The sequence below is a fragment of the Desulfonatronum sp. SC1 genome (genome assembly GCF_003046795.1).
Taxonomy (GTDB): domain Bacteria; phylum Desulfobacterota; class Desulfovibrionia; order Desulfovibrionales; family Desulfonatronaceae; genus Desulfonatronum.
In genome coordinates this window covers 1-17,310 of sequence record NZ_PZKN01000026.1, presented here as the reverse complement: position 1 = coordinate 17,310, position 17,310 = coordinate 1, and the positions used below count along the sequence as shown (strand labels likewise).

At 61.6% G+C, this 17,310-nt stretch carries 14 protein-coding genes; 11 read left to right on the top strand and 3 right to left on the bottom strand.

What is annotated here, in order from left to right:
• Positions 1–42 precede the first annotated feature (42 nt).
• Entirely contained in the window at positions 43–396 is a 354-nt protein-coding gene (locus C6366_RS13645) for a DVU0772 family protein (protein WP_107738814.1), read from the top strand.
• Positions 397–420: 24 nt separating this feature from the next.
• On the opposite strand, the gene C6366_RS13640 is transcribed toward C6366_RS13645, so the two are convergent.
• The gene (locus tag C6366_RS13640) at positions 421–1,416 is read right to left on the bottom strand and encodes a ParB/RepB/Spo0J family partition protein (protein ID WP_107738812.1); all 996 of its coding nucleotides are present in this window, start codon (positions 1,414–1,416) and stop codon (positions 421–423) included.
• Between the two features lie 119 nt (positions 1,417–1,535).
• Here C6366_RS13640 and fusA point away from each other — a divergent pair, with 119 nt between their 5' ends.
• Together fusA and C6366_RS13630 are read left to right on the top strand one after the other, a co-directional pair.
• A complete protein-coding gene (gene fusA / locus C6366_RS13635; protein ID WP_107738810.1) occupies positions 1,536–3,596 on the top strand; it encodes an elongation factor G in 2,061 nt (686 codons plus the stop codon).
• A gap of 193 nt (positions 3,597–3,789) precedes the next feature.
• Positions 3,790–5,010: a methyltransferase domain-containing protein gene (locus C6366_RS13630; protein ID WP_146164856.1), complete on the top strand. Its 1,221-nt coding sequence runs from the start codon at positions 3,790–3,792 to the stop codon at positions 5,008–5,010.
• A 91-nt stretch (positions 5,011–5,101) separates the two neighbouring features.
• On the opposite strand, the gene purD is transcribed toward C6366_RS13630, so the two are convergent.
• On the bottom strand, positions 5,102–6,379 hold the full coding sequence (gene purD, locus C6366_RS13625) for a phosphoribosylamine--glycine ligase (protein WP_107738806.1): 1,278 nt from the start codon (positions 6,377–6,379) through the stop codon (positions 5,102–5,104).
• A gap of 223 nt (positions 6,380–6,602) precedes the next feature.
• Here purD and C6366_RS13620 point away from each other — a divergent pair, with 223 nt between their 5' ends.
• Positions 6,603–6,797: a ferredoxin gene (locus tag C6366_RS13620; RefSeq protein WP_107738804.1), complete on the top strand. Its 195-nt coding sequence runs from the start codon at positions 6,603–6,605 to the stop codon at positions 6,795–6,797.
• A gap of 5 nt (positions 6,798–6,802) precedes the next feature.
• Entirely contained in the window at positions 6,803–7,642 is an 840-nt protein-coding gene (locus C6366_RS13615; RefSeq protein WP_158269786.1) for a transposase, read from the top strand.
• Here C6366_RS13615 and C6366_RS13610 read toward each other — a convergent pair.
• Positions 7,634–8,308: a sulfite reductase, assimilatory-type gene (locus C6366_RS13610; RefSeq protein ID WP_107738800.1), complete on the bottom strand. Its 675-nt coding sequence runs from the start codon at positions 8,306–8,308 to the stop codon at positions 7,634–7,636. The genes C6366_RS13615 and C6366_RS13610 overlap by 9 nt on opposite strands.
• Positions 8,309–8,585: 277 nt before the next feature.
• Here C6366_RS13610 and C6366_RS13605 point away from each other — a divergent pair, with 277 nt between their 5' ends.
• The 6 genes from C6366_RS13605 to C6366_RS13580 all read left to right on the top strand — a co-directional run bounded on the left by C6366_RS13605 (position 8,586) and on the right by C6366_RS13580 (position 17,169).
• Positions 8,586–9,227, top strand: a complete 642-nt coding sequence (locus C6366_RS13605; protein ID WP_107738798.1) for a TetR/AcrR family transcriptional regulator — start codon at positions 8,586–8,588, stop codon at positions 9,225–9,227.
• Positions 9,215–10,633 (top strand): efflux transporter outer membrane subunit, encoded by a 1,419-nt coding sequence (locus C6366_RS13600; protein WP_158269785.1) that lies wholly within the window; start codon positions 9,215–9,217, stop codon positions 10,631–10,633. The genes C6366_RS13605 and C6366_RS13600 overlap by 13 nt, the downstream gene beginning before the upstream one ends.
• A 290-nt stretch (positions 10,634–10,923) precedes the next feature.
• Positions 10,924–12,138, top strand: coding sequence for an efflux RND transporter periplasmic adaptor subunit (locus C6366_RS13595; RefSeq protein WP_158269784.1), 1,215 nt, complete (start codon positions 10,924–10,926; stop codon positions 12,136–12,138).
• On the top strand, positions 12,135–15,353 hold the full coding sequence (locus C6366_RS13590; RefSeq protein ID WP_107738792.1) for an efflux RND transporter permease subunit: 3,219 nt from the start codon (positions 12,135–12,137) through the stop codon (positions 15,351–15,353). Before C6366_RS13595 ends, C6366_RS13590 begins: the two co-directional genes overlap by 4 nt.
• A gap of 134 nt (positions 15,354–15,487) precedes the next feature.
• On the top strand, positions 15,488–16,312 hold the full coding sequence (locus tag C6366_RS13585) for an ABC transporter substrate-binding protein (protein WP_107738790.1): 825 nt from the start codon (positions 15,488–15,490) through the stop codon (positions 16,310–16,312).
• A 332-nt stretch (positions 16,313–16,644) separates the two neighbouring features.
• A complete protein-coding gene (locus C6366_RS13580; protein ID WP_107738788.1) occupies positions 16,645–17,169 on the top strand; it encodes a hypothetical protein in 525 nt (174 codons plus the stop codon).
• The last annotated feature ends 141 nt before the right edge of the window (positions 17,170–17,310 follow it).

Here is a 17,310-nt window from a genome sequence, read left to right as displayed (position 1 = left end):
GCAACCGACCACCCAACCTAAAACCACAAAGGGGCAATGAGCATGAGCGATCTGGACGCCTGCAAGACGTGGCTAAACGAAGTCAACTGGGACATGATCCACGAGGACGCGGTGACCATGTTCCTGGAATGGGGCAATAACAACTGGCACGACGCAATGCGTCAGCCCGTGCGAAGCGCGGACGAGTACTCGATCTACTTCGTTATCGACACCTGGGAGGAGCCCAAGGTGGTCCTGATGAAGATGACCAACTACGGCTCCACGACCCTGTGCGAGAAACGGTTGCCAGAGGATCTGGCCAAGCGTTACCTAAAGTCCATCGGCGGGCTGAAGGGGATTCACGAACTCAGCCCGGAAATCAAGGAATGGCTGACCGCGGAGCTGGAGAAGAAATAGCGTTCAAAGAAAAGAGCCCGAGCGTCACGGTCCGAGCTGCTTTTCCTCCTCCAGGGCAATCCGAAACAGTCCCTCAAGGGACTCGCCGAGGCTCTCCGGTGTCGCGGCCTTTTCCAGCGCCTGATCCAAAGCCTGACCCGCGGCCCGGAGGTCCTCGACGCTTCGGGCCCGCAAACGCAGTTCCACGGTGTCGGACTCAAAGTTCGGGCTGGGTATGACGTCCCAGCGGGACGAGCCGAAAAGTCGTTTGACCAGATCCGCGAAACGGTGTTCCATCTGGTCCAGATGGGGATGGCGGATCGCCCCGGCCTGGGTGGTCAGCGCTTGCAGGGCGTCCTGGGGAGCGAGGCCGCTTTCCAGCACCCGACGGGCGCTGACGGCTTCCAGGGTTTGGACCAAGGACCATCCGCGGCCCAGGGCCGTTTCCTTGAGCAGGGTCAGCCACTGAACGGCCCGGCCCTGGGACCATTTCCAGGCAGCGAAATAGGGTCGTAACGCTTCCAGTTCGTCTTGGCGGAGTTGGGCCAGGATCGTTCCCGCGGCCAGGGGGACCTTGCCGACGCCAAGCAGATCGTCCCAGGACGCGGGTAGTTCGAGCCAGGCCAGGTACTTTCGCCACATCCCGGAGCGGGGCGGGACGCCCAGCAGGGGGGCGACGCGCCGGGTCAGTTCTTCCGGGACCAGCAACGACTGGAAATACCGCAGTGCTTGAATGCGCATGGAATCGTCCAGGGGCCGGTGAACATTGGCGTGCAGATAGAGCAGGCCGTCTTCCAGCGGAGACCCCGGACCAGGCAAACACCGCGCGGTGATTTCCCGATCCTCCCGAGCCAGAAAGTCTGCCCTGCGGTATCCGGACAACAGCCTGTACCCTTCGCCCTGGGCGCGGACCAGAACCGGGTCCAATTGCCCCACGGCCAGCAACGACCGGCACAGTTCCTCCGGAGAAGGGCCGGCCCAGAACAAATTGGTCCCGGAACAATCCAACCGGGGCGCATAAACCCTTATCCAGCCTGCCATTCGAGCGCCTCCCTTGACATTCTCCCAACCCCGTCTCTATAGGTGCAAAGCCTACAACAGCGCAGCATATTCGCCTGACGGCGCCAACCCTTACCAACACAATCCCTGAAGGAGGCCGAATGCAGGATAAGCTCAGCACCCAACGCACATACGCCCTGGTCGGACATGGAGGCAGCGGGAAAACATCCGTGGCCGAAATGTTGCTGTTCAACACCTCGGTGATCAACCGCCTGGGCAAGATCGACGAAGGCACCACCTGCCTGGATTACGAACCCGAGGAAGTCAAGCGACGGGGCGGCATTCAGCCCGGATTCGGCCATTACTCCTGGAAAAAGAATCAGCATTTTCTCATCGACGCGCCGGGGGACAACAATTTCTGCGGCGACCTGCCCTACCTCCTGAGTGCCGCGGACGGAGCGGTCTTCGTGATCGACGCGGTGGACGGCGTCAAGCCCCTGACCAAGCGCTTCTGGGCCGAAGTGAAGAAGGCCGGCCTGCCGGCCATGGTGGTCATCAACAAAATGGACCGGGACCGGGCCGATTTCGAGATGGCTTTTGGCGGATTGCAGGAAATCCTGGGCATCAAGCCGGTCCTGCTGTACCTGCCCCTGGGCTCGGAGGCCGACTTCAAGGGCGTGGTGGACGTGTTGGCCCAGCAGGCCTTGCTGTTCGACGACGCCGGCAACCTCAAGCCCGGCGAGATGCCCTTGGACGTGGCCGACCAGGTGGGCACCCTCCGGGAGACCATGATGGAAAACATCGCTGAGAGCGATGAGGAATTGATGGAGAAGTACCTGGAGGAGGGTGAGCTGACCCTGCCGGAAATGCAGGCAGCCCTGCGCAAGGGCGTACTCTCCTGCGAGCTGGTGCCGGTGACGGTCTGCGCGGCCCTGACCAACCGGGGCGGTCCGCTGATCCTGGACGTGATCCAGGACCTGCTGCCCTCCCCCCTGGACCATGCGAACTGGGCCGACTCGGACGGCGAGGAACGCCCCTCCAGCCCCGACGCTCCGACGGCCTGCTTCGTCTTCAAGACCATCGCCGACCCCTTCACCGGCCAACTTAGCGTACTGCGCGTGCTCTCCGGCGTGCTCACCCCGGACATGGCCCTGTTCAACCCCGGCAAGGACGCCAAGGAGCGCATGGGGCAGCTCTTGCTGCTCCAGGGCAAGACCACCACGCCATGCAAGGAACCGCTGGGACCGGGGGCCATTGTCGCCGTGGCCAAACTCAAAAGCACCACCACCGCGGACACCCTGTGCGACGAAAAAAAGCCCTTCCAACTGGCTGCCCCGCAACTGCCCACGAGCATGATTACCTACGCTCTGGGTGCGGAGGAAAAGGGCGAGGAGGACAAGGTCTACGCCGCTGTGCAGAAGCTTCTGGATGAAGACGTGACTCTGAGCCTGTCCCGAGGCGAGGAAACCGGTGATATGCTGCTGTCCGGCATGGGCCAGATGCACATCGAGACCGCGGTGGAGAAGTGCCGCCGGCGCTATAAGGTGAACATCGTGCTCAAGCCGCCCAAGGTTCCCTATCGGGAGACCATCAAAGGCCGGGCCGAGGTCCAGGGCCGGCACAAGAAACAGTCCGGCGGCCGGGGTCAGTTCGGGGACTGCTGGATCCGGATGGAGCCTCTGCCCCGGGGCGCGGGCTACGAATTCGTGGACGCCATTGTCGGCGGAGCCATTCCCCGGCAGTACATCCCAGCCGTGGACAAGGGCATCCAGGAGTCCTCCCTGCGCGGGGTCCTGGCCGGGTATCCCCTGGTGGACTTCAAGGTCACTTTGTTCGATGGCTCCTTCCACACCGTGGACTCTTCGGAAATGGCCTTCAAGGTGGCGGGCTCCTTGGCCTTCAAGAAAGGAGCGGAAGAAGCCAAGATCAAGCTTTTGGAGCCCATCGTGCTGATGACCGTGTACACCCCGGACGAATTCATGGGCGACATCATTGGCGACCTGTCCAGCCGCCGGGGCAAGGTCCTGGGCACGGACTCCCACGCCGGGGTGACCGAAATCCGCGCCCACGTGCCCATGTCCGAAGTTCTGGAGTACGCTCCGACCCTGCGTTCCATGACCGGAGGCCAGGGCACCTTTGTCATGGAGTTCGATCACTACGAGGAATGCCCGCCGCCAGTGGCGGAAAAGGTAGTGGCCGAGTCCAAGGTCAAGGACGAGTAGGGCTTTGCCCGGGTCAAGGACCGGGGCTTGACCGGGCCGATTGAGGCATTATCTCTTCACAAAAGCTGCCGGAACAGGGGGAGAACTCCCCGACTTCGGTTGCAAAGGGGCGGCTTTGTGCCGCCCCTTTGCATTTGGCCCAATTGACCAATGAACCTCTGAACCCAACTCAGGGTGAGCAAAGAAGGAGATTGTGAGCGGACTTGGTGAACACAGTTTGACGACGTTGGAACTGGTCCTGGAATGGCAAAGCCCGGAAGCCCGGCATCTGGAGAGGTATCTGGCTCGGCGCGTGAACCTCTGGCGCGATGTGTTTCCGCCCGGACTCAAGGAAGTCCTGCTGGGCAAGTCCGTGGGCGACACGGTGGAGCGGATCTATCAACCCGGAGATGCCGTCCCGAAGCATGACCCGAAACTTATCCATAATGTACCCCGATCCCGATTTCAGCGCCGGACGGTGGGCGGAAGGGCCATAGAACCCGCCCGGGGACGATTTTATCCGCGAGGAATGCTGGGGGACATGCTCGGGGTGTATCCGCAGGATTCACGCCCCGGACGGATCATCGAACTGGATGAATCGTCCATGGTCGTGGACCTCAACCACCCCTTGGCCGGACGACCGTTGACCCTGCGGGCCACGGTTAAGGACACGGCGGACAAGGTCACGGAAACCGGGGGACGATTGACCTGCTGGCTGGAGGAAATCGCGGACAGCGGGCCGGGAATGCAGTGCCGCGGTGGCGGGCACCCGACCAGCTTTGACCTGCAAGACGGACTACACCGCCTGGACGAGACCGAGGACTCGCGGTTTTACGCTTCGCCCCGGATCATCGGCCATGTTGACGCCCAGGCCGGGGAGTTTCTGAAAGAGACTTACGCGGCGGCCCTGTCCACCCTGCCCGCGAAGGCGAAGGTTCTGGATCTGATGAGTAGCGTGCAGTCCCATCTCCCTGATCACCTCGACCTGCACGTCACCGGGTTGGGCTTGAATCTGGAGGAAATGGAGGCCAACCCCCGCCTGGCTGAGCGGGTGGTCCACGATCTGAACGCGGCCCCCAAACTGCCCTTTCCGGACAAAAGCTTCGACGTCGTGGCGTGCAGTCTGTCCATCGAGTACCTGACCCCCCCCCGGGCGGTCATCGCCGAGTGTGCCCGGTTATTGCGCCCCGGCGGGGCGCTTATGGTGGGGATTTCCAATCGCTGGTTTCCGACCAAGGCCGTCCGGATATGGATGGACCTGCACGAATTCGAACGCGTCGGCTTGGTCCTGGAGTATTTTCAGACCGTCCCGACCCTGACGGACTTGCGAACCGTAAGCATTCGCAACTGGTGGCGGCCCGAGGACGACCCGCACATCGACCAGACCCTGACCAGCGATCCGGTCTATGTGGTCATGGGGACGGTTCAGGGCTGATTTGATCGGTAATATCGAAAACATGGCCCCCTGGTTCGGCATCCCAATCGATGCAAGCTGAACCAGGGGGCTTTTTATCGGCGGTCGGTTTTCATCCGGCCCGGTCGATGCCCTTGGCCCCGATGTCCCGGCGCAGGTATTTGCCGTCAAAGTCGATCAAATCCGCGGCCTGGTAGGCGGCGGATCGAGCGGAGACAAGGTCCGGAGCCAGGGCGGTGACGCCCAGAACCCGGCCTCCGGACGTCACCAAGCAACCCTCTTTCAGGGTCGTGCCGGCTTGAAACACGGTGACTCCGGGCACGGCTTCGGCCCTGTCCAGGCCGGAGATGGCCATACCCTTGGGATACGAACCAGGATACCCCGGCGCGGTCAGCACCACGCACAGTCCCGTCTTCTCTGACCACCGCACCGGAACCTGGGCCAACCGCTTTTCGCAGCAGGCGGACATGATTTCAGCCAAATCGGACTCCAGGCGGACCATCAGCGGCTGACATTCCGGGTCTCCGAAGCGGACGTTGTATTCCAATACGTACGGCCCCTTGGCCGTGAACATCAGTCCGGCATAGATGACCCCCTGAAAAGGCTGCCCTTTTTCGGCCAGTAATCGGATTAGAGGGGTGATGGTCGTCTCGGTCAGCTCGGCAAGCTTGTCCTCGGGCAGGATCGGGGCCGGGCTGTAAGCGCCCATGCCGCCTGTGTTCGGACCGGTGTCGTTCTCGCCCACGGGCTTATGGTCCTGGGCCGAGGGCAGGGGGACCACGGTCTTTCCGTCGCAAAAGGCCAACAGCGAAGCCTCTTCGCCCACCAGAGCCTCCTCGATGATCAGTCGCTCTCCGGCCGCGTCGAAAATTCGCCGGACCATGATCGCGTCAATAGCCTCCAAGGCCTCTTCCCGTGTCTTGGCGATGATCACTCCCTTACCCGCGGCCAACCCGTCCGCCTTGATCACCATGGGCAAGGGGTGCTTTTTGGCATACTCCCTGGCCTCGTGGGCTTCCTCGAAAACCTGGAAGTCCGCCGTGGGGATCCCGGCCTTGCGCATCATGTTCTTGGCGAAGACCTTGCTCCCCTCCAGCCGGGAGCAGAAGGCGCTGGGTCCGAAACAGGCGATTCGTTCGTTGGCCAGGGCGTCCTTAAGCCCAAGGACAAGAGGCAGTTCCGGGCCGGGGATCACCATATCCACTTTGTGTTCCCGGGCGGCGCGGACCAGAGCGGGAATGTCGTCGTCCGTGATCGGCAGGTTTTTTCCCAACCCGGACGTGCCGGGATTGCCTGTTGCGATGAGCAGGGTTTCGACCAGAGGACTTTGATTGAGTTTCCAGGCCAAGGCATGTTCACGTCCGCCGGATCCGACGAGCAGGATGCGCATGATGCAACTCCAGGTGATAGGCTTGAGATTCAAGGCGGGAATTTTTCTGCAGGGAGTTATGTGGGTGACGGATGATCTGTCAAGCAGGGTGGACAAACGCTTGGTTCACTCCTAGAACTTCGGGCTGGTACATTACGCGAACCAAATCCCGGCCCGCGCGAGATGTTCGCGACGAAGCCGGGACGAGGTTCGACGTCCCGATTGACTCTCAAGGAGGACTATCATGGCCAGAAAGGTGTTCATAGACCAGGACGAGTGCATCGGATGCGGAGTTTGCGAGGAAATGTGTCCGGAAGTGTTCCACCTGGACGTCGGAGCGGGGAAGGCGGAGGTCGTTCAGGAAGAGGGCGGCCCAGAGGATCAGATTCAGGAGGCCGTGGAAAACTGCCCGGTGGAGTGCATTCACTGGGAAGGATAGGGGCAGTGGCCTGCCGCGGCGCTTTCACGTCGGATCGAAACCCCCAACAAGCGCTTTTCGCGGCCCATTGCTGGCCCGAGGGAGAAGTGCGCTGCCCCCGCTGCGGACAGCGATCCGTCTATACGCTCAAGGACGGCCGCTACCGCTGCGGGGCATGTGTGTACACCTTTCACGACTTCACCGGCCGCTGGCTGAATCGGTGCGCGCTCTCACGAGCCCAATGGATGGCCGTGATGCGCCTGTTCGTGGAAGGCGTGCCGGTCACGGAAATGGCCGGGGAAGTCCTGGCTTCCTACGAAACCACGCTCAAGGCGGTGAACACGCTGCGGCTCAGCCTCCTGGCCGGAGACCCGTCCTTCGCGCCGCTGTTCAACGAACAGGGCGAACTGCGCAAGCACTGCCGTAAAAACAGCGCCGCCGGAGAGAATCACTGCCTGGGCAAGGGAGCCCCGGTGTTCACGTTGCAACGTTCGCCCGGGACCATTCGCTTCGAGCTGCTCCCCAAGCTGGATGTCCATGACATCCTGGGCCGTCCGCTCCGCAAACGCATCTGGCGCACCCTTGTCTACACCGAACCTGCCGAGGGCCGCGAGGCCCTGTTGTTCGCCTGCTGCGGCAACCTACGCAAGCTTTTCTCCAAGAAATGGGACCAGGAATCCATCCCATTGGACTCGGATCGGACCTTTTGGCGGTTCGCGGGGGACTGGCTGACCCGCTACCGTTGCTTTACCCCGGAATGCTGTCCGTTGTACCTCAAAGAACTTGAGTTCCGCTTCAACACACCGCAAAAGGACTGGCTTTCCCTGCTCCTGAAGCACCTTTGCCGGCCGGTGTCGTCAAACTGAGCCGGACGGACGGACGACGGCAGCACCTTCTCCCAGTACCGCCAGTCTGAACGCCTCCGCCCCGACGCGCTCCATGAACCTAGCCGTCCGTTCACGGGGCTTGGCTTTGGCGGCGTAGCAACTCAGGCAGACCTGAGTCAGCTCTACTGCTTGGTCGTCGGTCAGGTCCCGGGCTATCACGTCGCCGATCCGGGGGCGTCCGCCGCCGTTGCCGCCGAAGATCAGGGTCCAGCCTTTTTTCTTGCCGAACAGCCCCACGTCCCGGATATAACTCTCGCAACAGTTCATCCCGCACCCGGAGAGTCCGAACTTCGTCTTGGCCGGCAACGCGGCATCCATGACCGCCTTGTCCAGCTTGCGGCCCAGTTCCAGGGAGTCTAGTTGGCCGTACTTGCACCAGCGTGAGCCCGGACAAGCCTGGATGTAATGCACGCCGACGGGCCTTTTCGGACCGTCCGGAAAACCCAAGGCCCGCCAGATGTCCGCCGCGGCCTCCGGCCCGTGCCCGCCTATGGCCAGACGTTGGGCCGAGGTGATCTTGAGCAGGGGGATGCCGTGCTTGCGCACCGCCGCGGCCACGGATTCCAGATACTCCGGAGTGACCAGACCCATTTTGGGACCGGGCAGGATGTTGTAGGATTTCAAAGGGGGAACGGAATCGGACATGATGGTCTCCTCGTCGTTGATGGTTTCAGTCGACCCTACCCCCTGCGCCGAACACAATCCTTGACCTGCATCAATTCCGGACCACCCAACCCAAGGCCGATGCATCCAACGAAATGCAAGCTGTATCCGCTGAACACGCGACGCGCCTGAGCCCGCTGCTTGAATCCCGAACCGACCCTTTTTCCTGAGAACCACTGAAAAGAAAAATGTCAGTTGCAAACCTGTTCATACGTATGTATGAATTCTCCGTTCGTCGTCGCCACAAAAGGATCATCTCATGAGCCCGAACACCGTGGACCGCATTCTGGACACGGCCGAACGCCTTTTCGCCCGGGACGGCTACCATGCCACCTCCCTGCGCAAAATCACCGGAGCGGCCGGCGTTAACCTGGGTTCGGTCAACTATCACTTCAACTCCAAGAACGGCCTGATGGAAGCGGTGCTCCGGCGACGTCTGGCCGCGCTCAACGAGCAGCGGCTGAACATGCTGGACGCTGCATTGGCCTTTGCCGAAGCGGCGGGGCGACCACCCACGGTCCGGGAGGTCCTGCGGGCCTTTCTGGAACCGACCCTGCGCCTGCTGGGTGAAGACCCCGGCAACGCCCACTTCATCATGCTCATCGGTCGTGTGTTTTACGAATCCGACGACACGGTGCGCAAATTGTTCCTGAAGGCCATGTCCCCGGTCATCGGCCGTTTTTTCGAGGCCCTGGGCCGGGCCTTGCCGGATATCCCCAGACCGGTCCTGCTGCGGCGGCTGCTCTTTACCTTCGGGGCCATGGGCAGCACCCTGAGTCTGACAGGCCGAAAAGCCGACCTTGCTTTTCCGGGCACGCCCCTTGACTGGGACGCCGACCATCTCCTGCAGCAACTCCTGGCCTTTGCCCAGGCCGGCATGGAGGCCCCGTGTCCCGCGTAACCGCTTTCTCGCTTGTTCCATCCCTGGCCCTGGTTGCCTTTCTGGTCTTGACCGGTTGCGCCGCGCACGCGCCCCGTACCACGCAGCCCCCGCCTGACATGCCCGCCACGTTTGCCGGAGAAGAGGCGTTTGGGGAGCATGTTTCCCGACCGGATGTCAGCCCGGGCGTCAGTGAGTGGTGGCAGGTCTTCGACGACGACCGGCTCAACACCCTGATGCGGGAGCTGTTCTCGGAAAACCTGAACCTCAGGGCCGCCACGGCCCGCCTGGATCGTGCCATGGCCGCCGTGGACGCGGCCACGGCGGCCCGCTCGCCAAGCCTGAACCTGGAAGCGTCGGGCGGCAGACAGCGTCAATCGTCGCCCCAATCCCCGCTACCAGCCCCGCGAACAGCGGACGCCTACCGTCTCAGCGCTGCGGCCGCCTATGAAATCGACCTCTGGGGCAAACTCTCCGCGCGGGAGCAGGCCGCCATGGAGGACGCCGAGGCCGTCGGCGAAGACCTGCGCGCCCTGCGGGTCAGCCTGAGCGCAACCCTGGCCGACGTGTACCATTTGGCCGCCGAAGCCCAGGCCCAGATTGACCTGAACGACAGGGCCGCGATCCACGCGGCCCATACCCTGGACCTGACCCGGCGCCGATACAGGGAAGGACTCGTTCCCCTGCTGGACGTGCACCAAGCCCGCCAGAACTTGGCCCGGATCAAGGCCCAACGCCCCATCCACGAGACCCGGCTGACCCAGTCCCTCAACGCCCTGGCCGTGCTCCTGGGACGCTATCCCGGCGACCAGACGTCTGTTTTCGCCCTTCCGGCCCTGCCTCCGGACATTTTTGCCGCGGGCCTGCCCTCGCGACTCCTGATCAACCGCCCCGACATCCGCGCGGCCCAGCGCCGTTTGCAGGCCGCGGACGCCCGCGTGGCAGCGGCCGTGGCCGACCGCTTCCCGTCCTTTTCCCTGGTCGCGGCCTATGGCGGGGCCAGCGCGGACCTGGGCTCGCTGCTGGCCTCGGGCAACATTTTCTGGAATCTGCTGGTGAGCGCGGCCCAGCCCCTGCTGGACGGTGGTCGACGCGAGGCCCAGATTCGGGTTTCCGAGGCCGAATTCCAAGAGCTGCTGGCCCGGTACCACCAGGCCGTGCTCCAGGCCTTCACCGAAGTGGAGGACGCCCTGGCCGCCAACGAGGCCGCGGCTCGGCGCATTCTGCTGCTGGAAGACCAACGCGCGGCCGCGGAGAGAACCTTGGCCACGGCCTTGTGGCGCTACGAGCACGGCCTGAACGACTACCTGCCCGTGCTCCAGGCCCAGACCGCCCTGACGGACACGGACTCGGCCCTGCTTACAGCCCGTCGTCAGATCCTGGCCGACCGCGTCCAGCTGGCCCGGGCTCTGGGCGGGGGGTTTTAAAGGACGGGATTAAGAGTTCAGGAGTCATTCCACTTTGCTATCAAAATGACACTGCCCAGAGAAACTCGAATTGGAGTCATGATCGAAATCGCAATCGAAATCGGTATCGAAATCGAAACAACCAAATGCCTTCCTGAATGACTGCGATTTCGATCTCGAGCTGTCTATATGCGTCATGTTGAATGCAAATCGGAATCAGGAGCGGGAAAGCAGGGCACCCTCTTCGCCTTTTCACAGCCTGGCGCGGAAGTGCCGGGTCATCCGCATTCGTTCACCCATCCGAGGCAGTCATGAACATTCGCACCCTCTTCAAAATTGTCCTCCCCTTGCTCATTCTGGCCTTGGCCGTGCTCGTCGCAGCCAGGTTCATCGCCGCTCGGCCCCAACCCGAGCCCCTGACCCGGGAAGTTCCGGCGGTGCTCGTGGAAACCATGACCACGACCCGCGAGGACAGAACCGTGATCATCCGGGCCACGGGTACGGTCCGGGCCGCACGGGAGTCCACCATCGTCCCCCAGGTGGCCGGCAAGGTCGTCTGGGCGGCCGAGCAGTTCACGGCCGGGGGCTTCTTTCGCCAAGGCGAGCCCATGCTGGTCCTGGAAGACGCGGACTACCGCCTGGCCCTGGAGCGGGCCGAAGCCGACGTGGTCCGGGCCGAGGTGGAATTGACCAAGGTCGAGGGCGCGGCCCGGGTGGCCAGGCAGGAGTGGGAGCATTTCGGGTTGGATCTGGGCGAGAACGACGCCCAACCCGGCCAGGAACCCAATCCCCTGGTTCTTTTTGAGCCGCAGCTGCGCCAGGCCCAGGCCGCGCTGCGCGCCGCCCGGGCGGCCCGGGATCAGGCCCGGTTGAACCTGGAACGGACCCGGATCACCGCGCCGTACAACTGTCGAGTGCGCACGGAAAACGCGGCCCTGGGCCAGTTCGTGCATTCCGGCGCCCCAGTGGCCGTGGTCGCGGACACGGACGAGGTCGATATCCGTCTGCCCGTGAGGGTGGAGGATCTGGATTGGCTGGAGATTCCCGGCGCCAAGGCCCAGGTCCGCGTGTCGGACCGGGCCGAGGCCGTCTGGCACGGCCGGGTGGTCCGCTCCCTGGGCGAGGTGGACCCGAACACCAGAATGACGACCCTCGTTGTCTCCGTAGCCGATCCCTATAACCTGCATCCGACTGAAAACGCCGGACAAGGGCATCTACCCCCCGGTCTGTTCGTGGAAGTGGACCTCAAGGGCGTCGAGCTTTCCGGAATAGTCGTCGTCCCCCGACGGGCCCTGCGCGAACACTCCACGATCTGGCTGGCCGAAGAAGGGACCTTGCGCATCCGCGAGGTCCAGGTGGTTCGCGCCCAGGGCGAGGAACTGTTCCTCGCGACGGGAATCGAGTCTGATCAACGGGTTGTCCTGACCTCGCTCACCGGCGTGGCCGAGGGCATGGCCGTGCGCGTCGCCGCGGACAAGGCCAGGGACGAGGCCAGAGATGAGGTCAGGCACGAGGCCCGACCATGAACGCCATGATCCGCTGGATGGCCCATCACGGCGTGGCCGCCAATCTGTTGATGCTTCTGTTCATGGTCGGCGGGCTGGTTGTCGGCCTGAACATCAAGCAGGAAGTCTTTCCGGAGATCGCTCTGGACAAAATCCAGGTCAGCGTGGCCTACCCCGGGGCCGCGCCCGAGGAGGTGGAGGAGGGCGTGCTCCTGATCATCGAGGAGAACGTCAGCGGGCTGGAAGGCATCAAAAAAATGACCTCCCTGGCCGTGGAAGGCCGGGGCACGGTCACGGTGGAACTGTTGCCCGGCGTGAACCCGGACGTGGCCCTGCAGGACGTCAAGGCCGAGGTGGACCGCATCGACACCCTGCCCGAAGAGGCCGAAAAGCCGGTGATCACCAAGCTGGTCAACCGGGTCGAGGTCATTTCCCTGGTGGTCTACGGCCAAGCCTCGGAACGCGGTTTGCGGGAGACCGCGGAAACCGTGCGCGACGAACTCCTGGCCCTGCCCGGGATCACTCAGGCCGAACTAGGCGGGGTGCGGCCGCATGAAATCGCCGTCGAAATCACCGAGGAAAACCTGCGCCGTTTCGGGCTGACCCTGGAAGGCGTGGCCCAGCGGATCCGACGCGCGGCCCTGGACCTGCCCGGCGGGGAGATCCGCGCCCAGGGCGGGGAAATCCTCCTGCGGCTCAAGGAGCGCCGCGACCATGGCCGCGATTTCGAGGACATCGTCGTCCTGCGCACTCCGGAAGGGGCTCAGGTCCGCCTGGGCGACGTGGCCACGATCCGGGACGGATTCGAGCAGACCGACGAGTCCGCGCTGTTCGACGGCCTGCCCGCGGCCATGATCACCATCTATCGGGTCGGGGACCAGAAGCCCGGGGAAATCGCCAAGACCGTCCTGGACTACGTGGCCGCCAAGGGCCCTGCCCTGCCTCCGTCCATCCGTCTAGCCACCTGGAACGATACCTCGGAACTGCTGCAAAGCCGGATCGACCTGCTTCTGAAAAACGCCCTGCTCGGTCTGACCCTGGTTCTTTTGGGTCTGAGCCTCTTTCTGGCCATGCGTCTGGCCCTGCTGGTGATGCTCTGCATCCCCGTGGCCTTTCTGGGCGCGCTGTTCCTCATGCCCGGCCTGGGCGTGACCATCAACATGATTTCGCTCTTCGCCTTCATCCTGGCCCTGGGCATCGTGGTGGACAACGCCATCGTGGTTGGGGAGAACGCCTTCGGTCACCGCTTGCGCGGCCTCTCGCCGGACCAGGCCGCGGTTCTGGGAGCCTCGGAGGTGGCCGGGCCGATCATCTTCTCCGCCCTGACCACCGTGGCCGCGTTTCTACCCCTGCTCTTCGTGGCCGGGACCATGGGCAAATTCATCGGCGCCATCCCCCTGGTGGTCATTCCGGTACTGACCATCTCCCTGATCCAATCCCTGTTCATCCTGCCCGCCCATCTGCGCAAGGGCCTGGCAAAGCAAAAAAAGCGGGAATACGTCGTCAAGCGCTGGCAAGACCGCTTCGGCGCGGGCCTGGAACGCTTCATAGCCGGGCCCTATGTCCGGCTGCTGGGTCTGGCCCTGGAGCACCGCTACACCACCGTGGCCCTGGCCTTGGCCGCGCTGATCCTCAGCGTGGGTCTGGTGGGCGGGGGCAAGGTCCAGTTCCGGTTCATGCCCGAGGTGGAGGCCGACGTGATCACCGCCACCCTGCAAATGCCCCACGGTACGCCGGTGGAGCAGACCACGGCCGTGGTGGAGCACCTGGTGCGCCAGGCCGGCCTGACCGTGGCTGAATTCGACCGGGATTTGCCGGAGGACCGAACCGTGATGCGCCACATCTACGCCCTGGTGGGCGCGCACCTGCTTCCCGGCGGCGGGCCCCAGGGCGCGAGCAAGACCAGCGGCGGACACCTGGCCAACGTGGCCCTGCAACTCAAGCCGGGGGAGGAACGGGACGCGTCCTCGGACGCCGTGGCTCGGCGCTGGCGGGAGCTGACCGGAGACGTGGCCGGGGTGGAATCCCTGACCTTCAAGGCCGACCTGATGCGTTTCGGCGCGAACATCGACGTACAACTCTCCCACGCCGACTTCGACGTGCTCATCCCGGCTGCGGAGCGCCTCAAGGCGGCCCTGGCCGACTATCCCGGAGTGAGCGACATCGCGGACACCCACGCCGCGGGCAAGGAGGAGATCACCATCCGGCTGCGGCCCGAGGCCGCCACCCTGGGCCTGACCGAGGAGGATCTGGGCCGCCAGGTGCGCGCCGCCTTCCACGGGGCCGAGGCCCTGCGCCTGCAGCGCGGGCGCAACGAGGTCAAGGTCATGGTCCGCTATCCCGAAGACCGGCGCGTTTCCCTGGCCGACCTGGAGAACCTGCGCGTGCGCGCCCCCGGAAACACCCCCGGAAGCACCCCCGGAAGCGCCCTCGGAAGCGCCCTCGGAAGCGCCCTCGGAAGCGCCCTCGGAAGCGTGGAACTGCCCCTGGACATGGCTGCCCGCCTGCACCGGGACCGGGGATACAGCGCCATCAACCGCACGGACCGCAAGCGGGTGATCAACGTCACGGCCACGGTGGACGCTCGCACCGGCAATGTTCAGGACATCCTTCAGGACCTGCGCCGGACCGTGCTCGCGGACCTGACCGCGGATCACCCCGGCCTGGGCTTTGATCTGGAGGGCGAGGAGCGGGAGCGCCGGGAGTCCTTCAGCAGCATGGGCCAGGGCTTCCTGATGGCCCTGTTTTTGATCTTCGCCCTGCTGGCCATCCCTTTCCGCAGCTATTCCCAACCGCTGATCGTCATGGCGGCCATCCCCTTCGGCATCGTCGGCGCGATCTGGGGTCACATGATCATGGGCATCAACCTGAGCATGCTCAGCATTTTCGGCATCGTGGCCCTGTCCGGAGTGGTGGTGAACAGCTCGCTGCTGCTCATCGACTTCATCAACTCCGGCCGCCGCGACGGCATGAACGTTCGCGAGGCCGTCCTGGCCTCGGGCCAGCGCCGCTTCCGGCCCATCCTGCTCACCTCCCTGACCACCTTCTTCGGTCTGATGCCCATGATCCTGGAACGCAGCGTCCAGGCCCAGTTCCTGATCCCCATGGCCGTGAGCCTGGGCTTCGGCGTCCTCTTCGCCACGGCCATCACCCTGGTGCTCATCCCGGCCTTGTACATGGTTTTGGAGGACGGACGCCGGATGCTGGGGCTGGACGGCGGGGAAGGAGCTATCTAAGATACCAAGATTGGGCCTGTTGTTGTCAATAACATGCTGAAATAGCTGTTAATCCAGCAGGCGGATACGATGAGGACGCCCTTCCCGTGAAATCCGGATAAAAGGTTTGGCGAACTGGCAGATAGAACAACTTCATGAGCATCGCCCTTAGAGCTTCGAGCTTGGTTGAGTTTGTCGGTAGCTGGGAGCCAAAGTCCGGTTTATATGGAGGAAATGCGATGAAAGCAAAAATTGTTGCTGTTTTTTATGCCTGCATTATAAATATGATGACCCTTTCGAATGTTTTTGCAGGGGAAGTTCTTGTTTATGGGCTAAATGCCATGCCTTTTTGCGGAGTTGTTGACGGTAAACCGGTCGGTATTGCCGTTGAGATTTTGAATGAAGCCACCAATTATGGGGCTCCGGTGTTTGTTTTTGATATGAATGTCCCCTGGACCAGAGCGCAGATGCAGTTGCAACAACCGGGAAATGAGATGCATGCTATTATCCCTTTTTCCAGGACCACGCAAAGGGAAGAAAATTTTAAGTGGATTGGAGAGCTGATCAGAACACAGTATCATATCTACTCATACGGCAGACCAGAACCTATAAAAACTATGGAAGAAGCTCAACAATTGGCTGTCGGTGTTGTTCGGGCACATGCTATCATCCCTATTTTGGAACGAGCAGGGATAACCAATCTTGATATGGCGCATGATGCAGAAATTAATGCACTAAAATTGCAGGCTGGAAGGTTTGATACCATCGCTGATTCAGATTTTATAGCTTTATATAACTGGAAGAAGATAGGTCAGGATACACGTGAATTACTAGTAGGGCCAGCAATAGGGGAGTATACCCGTGTGTATATTGCTGCAAGCTTAAACTTTCCTGATGAAATAGCCAAACGTATCGCTGATGCACTCGAAAAAATGCATTCAGACGGAAAGATGCAGGAGATAATCAACAGGTGGAGGTAAATAAGACTTCAATCTGGAGATAACTATTTCAATTCGTCGTTCGGAATGAGAATGAGAGCAAGTTCAAGTTTGCTCTTGTCTTTTATAGGCCTATTCACGTAGTCTGAACAGATGGAAAAACCATTACGGATTGAATATCCCGGAGCCTGGTATTACGTCATGAACCGGGGCAGGCGGCGGGAATGATCTTTTCTCGAGGATACGGATTTTGAGGACTTTGGCGGTCTTCAGCCGTGGCACCAAGCGTGAGTTGGGGCTGGAGTTCGGCCTGATCATCCTTTAAATCATGGCCGGGACTGATACAAGGTCCGCTGTTGAAGAGGTTGAGACGGATGCTCACATTCATCAGAAAACACCTTGTCTGGAAAACAGTCGTGCTGATCACGGCATCCATCGCCGTCATCAGCACGATTTCCGCGACGTATTTTTACAATAACTACAAAAAACAAATGATTTCTCAGTTCTACAGGGAAATTGAAGACATAAAGAATATCATTGAAGGAGGATATCCGGTTCATATCTGGAATATCCAACATGAAGTCATAAAGCATCTCAACGAAACAATTCTTTCAGGTATGCCGTATGTTGCTATTTTTATTTACGAAATGTCGATCGATGGAGAATATGTCCTGAATTTGTCAACAACAAAAAGAGAATTTGAAAATAGAAACGAATATATTCACGAAAAGAGCGACTTGAAAATTGAAGAAAAGCACGTTGAAAGAACGCATGGCTTTATTGCGTACAACGATAAAACAATCGGGAAGTATGAACTCTACCAGGAGTTTAACAGATTGAACGTCATTTTTTTTGAAAACGCAAGTGATTTCGGTGTGTTAAGTCGCCAATTCCTGTAAGACCCCACTGCTCACTCCGTAGCCCATGGCCTTCAGTATCTGGGCCTGGGCGTCGCTTGGTTCCTCAAGCTTGCGGGTCGCTTTTCGTGCCCCGGCATTCCAACAAAGACATGAATGGAGTGTGCGCATCTGCTGCATTGT

Bases quoted from the DNA above. Each gene is read 5' to 3' on its own strand.
- C6366_RS13640 (WP_107738812.1), bottom strand. From the start codon at position 1,416: ATGGCAGGCTGGATAAGGGTTTATGCGCCCCGGTTGGATTGTTCCGGG.
- C6366_RS13595 (WP_158269784.1), top strand. From the start codon at position 10,924: ATGAACATTCGCACCCTCTTCAAAATTGTCCTCCCCTTGCTCATTCTG.
- C6366_RS13605 (WP_107738798.1), top strand. From the start codon at position 8,586: ATGAGCCCGAACACCGTGGACCGCATTCTGGACACGGCCGAACGCCTT.
- C6366_RS13585 (WP_107738790.1), top strand. From the start codon at position 15,488: ATGAGCATCGCCCTTAGAGCTTCGAGCTTGGTTGAGTTTGTCGGTAGC.
- purD (WP_107738806.1), bottom strand. From the start codon at position 6,379: ATGCGCATCCTGCTCGTCGGATCCGGCGGACGTGAACATGCCTTGGCC.
- C6366_RS13645 (WP_107738814.1), top strand. From the start codon at position 43: ATGAGCGATCTGGACGCCTGCAAGACGTGGCTAAACGAAGTCAACTGG.
- C6366_RS13580 (WP_107738788.1), top strand. From the start codon at position 16,645: ATGCTCACATTCATCAGAAAACACCTTGTCTGGAAAACAGTCGTGCTG.
- C6366_RS13590 (WP_107738792.1), top strand. From the start codon at position 12,135: ATGAACGCCATGATCCGCTGGATGGCCCATCACGGCGTGGCCGCCAAT.
- fusA (WP_107738810.1), top strand. From the start codon at position 1,536: ATGCAGGATAAGCTCAGCACCCAACGCACATACGCCCTGGTCGGACAT.
- C6366_RS13620 (WP_107738804.1), top strand. From the start codon at position 6,603: ATGGCCAGAAAGGTGTTCATAGACCAGGACGAGTGCATCGGATGCGGA.
- C6366_RS13610 (WP_107738800.1), bottom strand. From the start codon at position 8,308: ATGTCCGATTCCGTTCCCCCTTTGAAATCCTACAACATCCTGCCCGGT.